We start from the raw sequence: 9,045 nt of genomic DNA, 5'->3' as shown, positions 1-9,045 counted from the left end.
GCGCCATGGATGGCGCGCCCAAGCCCCCAAGGATGGGTTCACGGCGTCCCCCGCAACCGGACCCACCCCGCCTACCCTCAGGAAACCAGCTTCGGCTGTTGCTGTTGATGTTGATGTTGCTATTGAGGTTGCCGGCCAGCGGCCGGCACTACGGCGGGTGCAGGGCGCAGCCCTGCCGGCAAACCCTCCTTGACCGCAGCGGCCCGCGACCCGGAGAATTACGATTAATTCTCATTTGCTGTTGCGCAGGATGCGGGCGGCAGCCTCGACGGCCCTCGATCCCGATGTTCAAGAACGTCCTGTTCCAACTGCACTGGCTGCTGGGCATCAGCGCCGGTGCCATCCTGGCCGTGATGGGCCTGAGCGGTGCGGTCCTGTCGTTCGAGGATGAGCTGCTGCGTGCGGCCAATCCCGGTTTCGCCGCGATCGCCGAACACCATGCCGACAACCAGCAACCGCTTGCCTTGAGCGAACTGGTGCCGTTGCTGCAGGCGGGCAGCGAGCGGCCGCTGCAGCGCCTGCGGGTGGATGCCAGCGGCCAGCGCCCATCGGTGGCCCGCTTTGCCGGCGGCAAGGACCACTGGGTGTATTTCGACCCCTACAGCGGCGAGCGCTTCAGCGCGCTGCGTGGACAGGCCTTCTTCGATTTCGTCGAGGACCTGCACCGCCACATGGTCGCCGGTGAACGCGGCTCGTGGATCACCGGCAGCTGTGCGATCGCGCTGTTGTTCTTCACCCTGTCCGGGCTGTACCTGCGCTGGCCACGCCGCTGGTGGCACTGGCGCAGCTGGCTGGCGGTGGAATGGGCGCGCAAGGGCCGGGGCTTCCTGTGGAGCCTGCATTCGGTGATCGGCACCTGGGTGCTGCTGATCTACCTGATGAGCGCACTGACCGGGTTGTGGTGGTCGTTCGACTGGTATCGCAATGGGCTGACCCAGCTGCTGGGTGTTGCGCCTCCCGCCAAGCACAAGGTCGCCACGGATCTGCCCCTGGATCTGCACAAGGTCGAGGCCACGCTGTACGCACTGCCCGGCGTACGCCTGGGCTTCATCGATCTGCGCCTGCCGGAGAAGCCCGGCCAAGCGCTCAACGTACGGGTGATGTCGACAGATCCCGCGCAACGGGGCGGCCATCACGACCGCGCCCATGACCTGCTGCAGCTCGACCCGGCCACCGGCGCGGTCCTCGACGCGCGCCCCTACGCGCGCCAGGGTGCCGGCGGCCAGCTCACCACCAGCATGTTCGCCCTGCACTCGGGCAGCTTCTTCGGCATGCCCGGGCGCATCGTGGTGATGCTCAGCAGCCTGGGCATGTGCCTGTTCTTCGTTACCGGCTGGCTGTTGTACCTGGACCGCCGCCGCGGCCAGCGTGCCGCCCGCGCGCTGCGGCAGACCGTGCCGGCAGCAGCACCCCATGCTTCGGGCACGCCCTGGCTGGTGGTGCATGCCAGCCAGAGCGGCCTGGCCGAACAGTTGGCCTGGCGTGCGGCGGCGCAGCTGCAGGCGGCCGGCCACGCGGTGCAAGTACTGCCGCTTGCGCGTGTGACTGCCACGCAGCTGCAGGCCGCCACGCAAGCGCTGTTCGTCCTCAGCACCTTCGGTGATGGCGAACCACCGGACAACGCACGGCGCGGCGCGCGCCAGTTGCTGGCACAGCTTCCGGACCTTTCCGGGTTGCACTACGGCATGCTCGCACTGGGTGACCACCAGTACGCGCAGTTCTGCGGGTTCGGCATCCAGATCGACGACTGGTTGACGCGCTCGGGCGCGCAACCCTTGTTCGCCCGCATCGACGTCGATGCTGCTTCGGTGGGGGCGCTGCGCCAGTGGCAGCTGCAGCTGACCGGACTGACTGGCATCGACACCGACGACAGCGTGTTGCCGGCCGCCACAGTGATGCACGACTGGCGCCTGATCGACCGCACCCTGCTCAACGCTGGCAGCGTCGGCGGCCAGATCTGGAAGATCCGCCTGGCACCGCCGGCCGATGTCGATTGGCAGGCCGGCGACATCCTGCACATTGCGCCCCGCCACGACGCGATGCATGCCAGCGCGGTACTGCGCGCGCATGGCCTGGATCCCCAGCAGCCACAGCTGATCGACGGCGTTGCGAAGACCCTGCTGGAACTGGCCAGCGAACGCGTGCTGCCCGAACCCGGCCGTGCGTTGCAGGTGCAGGATGCAGGCCTCTGGTTGTCGGGCCTGCCGTCACTGCCTGGGCGTGAGTACTCCATCGCCTCATGCGCCGCCGATGGCGAAGTGGAGCTGGTAGTGCGGCTGGTCCACGACGCAGCTGGCCGCGCCGGACTGGGCTCGGGCTGGCTGGCCCTGCATGCGCCGCTGGACGGTGCGATAGCCGCCCGCGTGCATCGCAATCCGGGCTTCCATCGGCAGCCGGGTGCGCCGATGCTGCTGATCGGCAACGGCACAGGCATCGCCGGCCTGCGCAGCCTGCTGCGCGAAGCCGCGCATCACGGGGAGCACGGCCAATGGCTGCTGTTCGGCGAGCGTCAGCGCGCGCACGACTTCCTGTTCGCCGACGAGATCATCCGGTGGCAGGCTGACGGGCATCTGCTGCGTTTGGATCAGGCCTATTCGCGTGATGTGGACGATGGCAGCTACGTACAGCATCGACTGCGCGCTGCGACGGATGAACTGCAGGCGTGGTTGGCACAAGGTGCAGTGATCCATGTGTGTGGATCACTGCACGGCATGGCCGAAGGCGTGGACCAGGTGCTGCGCGAGGCACTGGGCGATGAGATGGTGGAACTGCTGCTGGAGAACGGGCGCTATCGGCGCGACGTGTATTGAGTGGAGCCCGGGCCACGCCCTGCCGCTGAGGGTGGGCGGAGCACGCTCCGCGCCCACCACAGCTGATCCCGCCGGTATCGGCAGCCCTACCCGTCGCTGCTAGGCCGCCCATGCCCGGCGCTCGGGCTGCAGCTGGAACGCGGCCACCGCTTCGGCCAGCGCGCGCACCTGGGTCTGCATCTGCGCAGTCGACGCGCCGGCCTCTTCCACCAGGCTCGCATTGCGCTGCGTGCTGGCCTCCATCTGTACGACGGTCTGGTTTACCTGGGCAATGCCTGCATGCTGTTCGTGCGAGGCACTGCGGATACCGGCCAGTAGACCGGCCAACTGCTGCACACTGCTGACGATCTCGTCCATCGTCGTACCCGCCTGCTCGGCCTGCATACTGCCCTGGTCAACCCGCGTCACCGAATCCTCGATCAGCCCCTTGATCTGCTTGGCCGCATCGGCACTGCGCTGGGCCAGCAAGCGCACTTCAGCCGCCACCACCGCGAAGCTTCGGCCCTGCTCGCCTGCACGCGCGGCCTCCACTGCCGCGTTGAGGGCCAGGATATTGGTCTGGAAGGCGATGCCATCGATCAGCTGGATGATGTCACCGATGCGCCGCGACGCCGCACTGATGCCCTGCATGGTGGCCACCACTTGGCCGACCGCAGTGCCGCCGCGCTCGGCCACCCTGGCGGCGTCGCGCACCAGTCCATCGGCCAGCCCCGCCGCGTCGGCGTTGMGGCCGACGGTATCGGTCAGTTCATGCATGGATGCAGCGGCTTCTTCCAGGTTGGCTGCCTGTTGCTCGGTGCGCTGGGAAAGATCGTGATGGCCGGCGACGATTTCGCCAACACCCACGTCCAGGCGGACCGTGGCCTGCTGGATGCGGGTGACGATGTGGCCCAGCTGYGCGRCMGTGGCGTTGGCATCGTCACGCATGCGGGCGAACACSCCCTGCAGGTCCCCCTCCAAGCGCACGCTCAGGTCACCGCGTGCCAGTGCGGCCAGCAGTGCCTGCAGATCGCCGAGGTTGGTCTCGAAGGTGGACAGCAGGCGATTGATGCTGGTCGACAGCGTGCGCACGAAGCCCTGCTTGCCCTCCAGTACGATGCGCCCTTGCAGCTCGCCATGCGCCGCCGCGTCGACCAGTGCCGCCACTTCGGTTTCCAGCAGCGTTTCCAGCGCGCGACTGCGCCATTCCACCGCAACGCCAAGGAAGTGGTCGTCCTCGACGATGGCATTGGCGATCAACTGGTAGCGGGTACCGGCGTGGCCGATCTCACGCTCTTCGCGCTGACGAACACCGATCAGTCCCGCCAGCGCCGGATGCAGGCGGACCGCGTCGCTGCCAAGCAACGTCTCTGCGGGAAGATCCAGGAGCTGCAGCAGCGCCGGATTGGCGTAAGCCACCAGTCCTTCCGCATCAACCACCATCAAGCCGGTCTGGGCGCTGTCCAGCGCCTGCCGCACGCGCGTGTTGCCGCGTGCCACCGCGCGCTCGGTTTCGATCCGCGCACGCAGGCGTTGCTGCATGTCGACCAGGCAATGCGCAAGCTGGCCGATCTCATCGTTGACGTTGTGCACGCGCAGCGTGGTGTCGAGCCGGTCATCGGCAATATCGCCAGCGAAACGCAGGGTGTCCTGGATCGGTCGACGCACCGCGCGGACGACCAGCACCAGGCTGGTGATCAGCACGCCAGCCACCAGCAGCAGGGTGGCCACGAACAGCACGCTGGCCATCCGAGCGCCCGACTGCTGACGAAGCTGCGCCTGAGCCAGTGCCGCACTTTGCGCCTGCTGGAATGCGGCCAGTGCCGGGCCCACGGCTGCCGCCGTCTCGAGCAGCGACTGTGCTTCCACGTCCAGGCCGACACGCGCGGCGGTATAGCCCAGCAGCGCGGCCTGGTAGGCCTCCATGCCGTTGCGCACGCGCTCCTGCACCTCGGCGGGCAGGCCCGCCAATGCCAGATCGAAGGGCAGCTTCTCTTCGCTGGCACGATCGGCATGGGTGGAATCGCCATCGAGCAGCAGCAGTGCTTCCTGGCGCCGCATCCGCTGCACATGCAGGGAAAGCGCAGGGCGCTCAAGCGCGTCCACCTGTGCCTGCAGTGCGTCGGCGGACTGCTGCAGCTGCGCGGACAGGCCTGCGTCGCCGCGCCCCATCTCATCCACCCGCTCGAACAACGCGGCGATGCCCTGTGAGAATGCATCAACGGCCTCGGTCATCTCCTGCAGCACCTTGCRCCGCCCCGCATCCATCGGCATTGCACGCAATGCCTGCAGATCCTGCTTCAACGTCCGTTGCGTGGCCAGCAACTGGCTGCGGTCGGCATCGTCGAAACTTCGCGCATACTGGGTCTGCAGGCGCCGGGCCTCGGCCACCCGCGCTGCCAGCGAAGCGACGCGGTCACTGCCCTGCTGGTAGCTGGCCTGGTCGCGCGCCGCCTGCATGCTCGCATGGCTGGTCCAGGCATGGACGGCGGCGATGGCCACCAGGCCCAGGCTGCAGACCAGCAGGGTCGCCTTGAGCTTGTCGGCGACGCTGAGCCGATTGGGTTGCAACCAGCGCAGCAGGCCAGGGAAACGGGGACGCAACCCGACAACGCGGCTACGCAGGGACCGAAGGTGGGGAACGACGGCCGACATGACAGACTCCAGGCGGAAGGACGCACCTGTATCGACCGGTTGGGGCGGAACTTTAGCGTCGGACTGAATTCTTCTGCGGGCATTGGCCAGTTGTCGCTGTTGTACCGGCCGCAGACGACCGGGGGATGACACCGTCGGGGCGCGCTTGACCTCAACCCCGGTTGCGGTATCACAGTGGAGCCCCCTGCCCGTGATGCCTGCCATGTCCATCGACGTCCCCCGCTACCTGCAGCGCCTGCAGCTGGATGCCCCGCCCCCGCTCACTCTGGCCGGGCTGACCCTGCTGCAGCAGCGCCACAACGCCCTGCTGCCGTTCGAGACCCTGACCAGCCTGCTGCGCGACGCGGTGGCGATCGACCTGGACAGCGTCCAGCACAAGCTGCTGCACGCGCAGCGCGGCGGTTACTGCTTCGAACTCAATGGCGCGTTCCTGGCCCTGCTGCAGGCCTTGGGCTTCGATGCGCGACCGCTGAGCGCTCGGGTGCTGCTCTCGGCTGCAGAGGGCAAGCTGACCGCGCGTACGCACTTGCTCCTGCGGGTGCGTCTGAAGGACGAGGATTGGCTGGTCGATACCGGCTTCGGCAGCCTGACCCCGACCGTGCCATTGCGCCTGCATGAGACCGCAGTGCAGGACACACCGCACGAGCGCTACCGCGTGCGGCGCCTGGACGATGGCGACTTCATGCTTGCCGCTGAGGCCGGTGACGACTGGCGGCCGCTGTACCGTTTCGACCTGCAGCCACCGGCACCGATCGATAACGAGGTAGGCAACTGGTACGTGTGCACGCATCCGCAGTCGAGCTTCCCCGGCCAACTGCGTGCATCACTGACCGGGCCGGATTGGCGGCGCACCATCGGCAGCGGCAACTACACCGAATACCGCCCGGGCCAGGCGCCGGCCAAGCGCCCGCTGCGTGATGTTCAGGACGTGCGCGAGGTGCTGCAGCAGGGTTTCGGCATGCGCCTCCCGGACGATCCGCGGTTGGATCCGGCGATCGCCGATTGGCTGCAGCGATCGCGAGCCACGTCCGTGTAGCGGCACGTCATTCCCGGCTGCTGTGCTTGCGGCTATGGGTTGATGGGTGCCTGCAGGGCGATCCGGTTGCCCTCGCTGTCGCGGATCTCGGCCACCCGCCAGCCACCGGCCACGGCCGGGCCAAAGCACAGCACCGCGCCGGCCTGCAGGGCACGCTGCAGGCTGCGATCCACATCGTCCACGCCCAGGTAGATGCGCGGACCCTGCTCCGACGGCAGGTAGTCGGCGCCGTGCACCAGCGCCATGCTGGCACCTGCGGCGTCATCGTTGAACGACAGGTAGGCCATTCGGCAGTCATGCAGGTCGATCGGCGCTTCGATGCGCACCTGCAGCCAGTGCTCGTAGAACGCCACGGCGCGTTCGAGATCGGCGACCGGAACTTCAACATGCAGGATGGGATTCATGGTGATCGTGCTCGGCGTGCAGGCGGATGAAAGGCAGCATCGCAGCCCTGTGCACTACACGCTACAGCCACGACTGGCATGCTGGACAGCCCGCCACCCTCCTGGAAACGCCCATGTCCCTGGCCGACCATCGTCATGCTTTGGCCCCGCTCGGCCACCTGCGCGTTGCCATCAACCTGGGCAACCCGGTGCTGGCCCAGGGCAACGCCAATCCACCACATGGGCCGTCGGTGGAACTGGCCACCGCGCTGGCACAGCGGCTGGGTGTGCAGGCCTGCTTCAGTTGCCACGATGCGGCCGCATCGGTGGTTGCGGCGGTGAATGAGGATGCGTGGGACCTGGCCTTCCTGGCGGTGGACCCGGCGCGCGCCGACCGCATTGCCTTCAGCGCGCCGTATGTGGAGATCGAAGGCACCTATCTGGTGCGCGATGACAGTCCAGCGCAACGCGTTGCAGACCTTGATCGCAACGGGCTGCGCATCGCGGTGGGACGCGGCGCCGCCTACGATCTGTTCCTCAGCCGTGAGCTGCGGCAGGCATCGATTGAACGTGCCGATACCTCGGCCGCCGCCATCACCCTGTTCGACCAGCAGCGGCTGGATGCAGCGGCCGGCGTACGCCAGCCCCTGCTGGCCTGGGCACAGGCACATCCCGGCCATCGCGTGCTGGCCGATCGCTTCACCGCCATCCAGCAGGCGGTCGCCGCACCCATCGCACGGCCCGCGGCGGCGTTGCAGGCACTGTTCGCGGAAGTGGATGCCATCAAGGCGGGGCCGCTGCTGGGCGAGGCCTTCGCACGTGCCGGGCAGGCAGTCACACTGGTGCGGTGACGCACACTCCCCGTCATTACGCTTGCCCGGCGCTATCCCGCATCTGCGGCCTGCATGTGCCGCACGTGCTCGGCTGCCTGGGCGTGCAACCATTCGCGAAAGGCCAGGAAACCACGGTGCCGCACCGAGCGCTGCGGATACACCAGCCAATGCGGCCATGCGGTTTTCAGGCGCCGGTCCGACAACGCAACCAACTGGCCGGAGTCCAGCAGCAGCCGTGCCCGCGTTACCCGCCCCAGTGCAACACCGACGCCGTCCAGTGCGGCGCGATGGTGGGCTTCGGAATCATCCAGCACCGCCACGTACCGCGCCGGCGGGCGCTGCCCGGTCAGCGCGAACCATGCGCCCCACGCGCCGTCGGGGTCTCCCAGCAACGGCCACTGTGCCAAAGGTAGGTGGCCGATGCCGCCCATGCGCTCGATCAGTGCCGGGCTGGCCATGGGCAGCAGCCATTCGTCGAACAACGGTTCCACCACCAGCCCCGGCCATTGTCCGCTGCCCAGCCGCAGTGCTGCATCGAACTGCAGTTGCCGATCGAAGTCGATCAGCCGCTCGCTCGACTGCAGATTGATTTCGATCTGCGGATGCGCGGCCACGAAGTTGCCCAGGCGTGGCACCAGCCAGGCGCTGGCCATCGAGGGCACGGCGCTGAGGGTGAGTACATGCTCCGGTCGCGCGGCGTAGGGCTGGAAGGCTTCGTTGATCGCATCCAGGTGGGGGCCGATCTGATCCAGCAGGCGCTGCCCTTCCAGGGTCAAGGCAACGCCGCGTGCCTGCCGTATCAGCAGCGGCTGGCCCAGGCGTTCCTCGAGCTGGCGCATCTGATGGCTGAGCGCACTGACCGTCAGGTTCATCGACGCGGCGGCGCGGGACAGGTTGCCCAGGCGTGCGGCAGCGACGAAGCCCTGCAGGGCATGCAGCGGTGGGCGGGACATAAGGCTTGAATTCCTCTCAAGTCGACCTTGCGGAAATGTCGCTTTTTGCACCGCCATGCTGCCCGTATCGTGCATTCCACTCAAGTGGAGGCGCGATCATGAACATCTTCAGCGGTCTGTTGTTCCTGCAGGGTCATGTGACCAACGTTGCCCTGGCCCAGCGCCTGGCCAGTCCCGTTCCCGCAGTGCCCGATGCACGCCGGGCGCAGCAGCCGACCCACACGTCGGCCACCCCGGCCAGCATCACCAGCCGCGCTGCAGGTGCTCCGGCAACCACGGCTCCGGATCGATAGCGAGCGCGCGATACGCATCGATGGCGTCGCGCAATGCGGCCACACCGACGGGCGTGCGCAGGCTTTCCTCTTCCGGCACCTGCGTTGCGGCCCAGTCATGTAG

At 67.7% G+C, this 9,045-nt stretch carries 6 protein-coding genes; 3 read left to right on the top strand and 3 right to left on the bottom strand.

What is annotated here, in order from left to right; all coding sequences use genetic code 11:
- Window positions 1–284 precede the first annotated feature (284 nt).
- The gene (locus AB4Y84_RS06630; protein WP_363734023.1) at window positions 285–2,810 is read left to right on the top strand and encodes a sulfite reductase flavoprotein subunit alpha; all 2,526 of its coding nucleotides are present in this window, start codon (window positions 285–287) and stop codon (window positions 2,808–2,810) included.
- 99 nt (window positions 2,811–2,909) lie between these two features.
- Here AB4Y84_RS06630 and AB4Y84_RS06625 read toward each other — a convergent pair whose 3' ends face one another.
- Window positions 2,910–5,444 carry a methyl-accepting chemotaxis protein gene (locus AB4Y84_RS06625; protein ID WP_442249898.1) on the bottom strand — a complete coding sequence of 845 codons (2,535 nt, stop codon included), beginning with the start codon at window positions 5,442–5,444 and terminating at the stop codon, window positions 2,910–2,912.
- A 202-nt stretch (window positions 5,445–5,646) separates the two neighbouring features.
- Between AB4Y84_RS06625 and AB4Y84_RS06620 the strand changes: the two genes are divergently transcribed.
- Window positions 5,647–6,480, top strand: a complete 834-nt coding sequence (locus tag AB4Y84_RS06620) for an arylamine N-acetyltransferase family protein (RefSeq protein ID WP_363734020.1) — start codon at window positions 5,647–5,649, stop codon at window positions 6,478–6,480.
- A 32-nt stretch (window positions 6,481–6,512) separates the two neighbouring features.
- On the opposite strand, the gene AB4Y84_RS06615 is transcribed toward AB4Y84_RS06620, so the two are convergent.
- A complete protein-coding gene (locus AB4Y84_RS06615; RefSeq protein ID WP_313249913.1) occupies window positions 6,513–6,884 on the bottom strand; it encodes a VOC family protein in 372 nt (123 codons plus the stop codon).
- 113 nt (window positions 6,885–6,997) lie between these two features.
- Here AB4Y84_RS06615 and AB4Y84_RS06610 point away from each other — a divergent pair, with 113 nt between their 5' ends.
- Window positions 6,998–7,714: a transporter substrate-binding domain-containing protein gene (locus tag AB4Y84_RS06610; protein ID WP_442244489.1), complete on the top strand. Its 717-nt coding sequence runs from the start codon at window positions 6,998–7,000 to the stop codon at window positions 7,712–7,714.
- 32 nt (window positions 7,715–7,746) lie between these two features.
- Here the strand turns inward: AB4Y84_RS06610 and AB4Y84_RS06605 are convergent, their stop codons facing one another.
- A complete protein-coding gene (locus tag AB4Y84_RS06605; RefSeq protein WP_032976453.1) occupies window positions 7,747–8,649 on the bottom strand; it encodes a LysR substrate-binding domain-containing protein in 903 nt (300 codons plus the stop codon).
- Window positions 8,650–9,045 lie beyond the last annotated feature (396 nt).

It is taken from the genome of Stenotrophomonas sp. 2YAF22 (assembly GCF_052114665.1).
Lineage (GTDB): Bacteria > Pseudomonadota > Gammaproteobacteria > Xanthomonadales > Xanthomonadaceae > Stenotrophomonas > Stenotrophomonas indicatrix.
Note: the sequence above shows the minus strand (reverse complement) of the source record. Positions and strands in the feature narration are given on the sequence as shown.

What these genes read in the sequence shown, in the direction of transcription:
- AB4Y84_RS06620 (WP_363734020.1), top strand. Translation starts at nt 5,647, where the DNA reads ATGTCCATCGACGTCCCCCGCTACCTGCAGCGCCTGCAGCTGGATGCC.
- AB4Y84_RS06630 (WP_363734023.1), top strand. Translation starts at nt 285, where the DNA reads ATGTTCAAGAACGTCCTGTTCCAACTGCACTGGCTGCTGGGCATCAGC.
- AB4Y84_RS06605 (WP_032976453.1), bottom strand. Translation starts at nt 8,649, where the DNA reads ATGTCCCGCCCACCGCTGCATGCCCTGCAGGGCTTCGTCGCTGCCGCA.
- AB4Y84_RS06610 (WP_442244489.1), top strand. Translation starts at nt 6,998, where the DNA reads ATGTCCCTGGCCGACCATCGTCATGCTTTGGCCCCGCTCGGCCACCTG.
- AB4Y84_RS06615 (WP_313249913.1), bottom strand. Translation starts at nt 6,884, where the DNA reads ATGAATCCCATCCTGCATGTTGAAGTTCCGGTCGCCGATCTCGAACGC.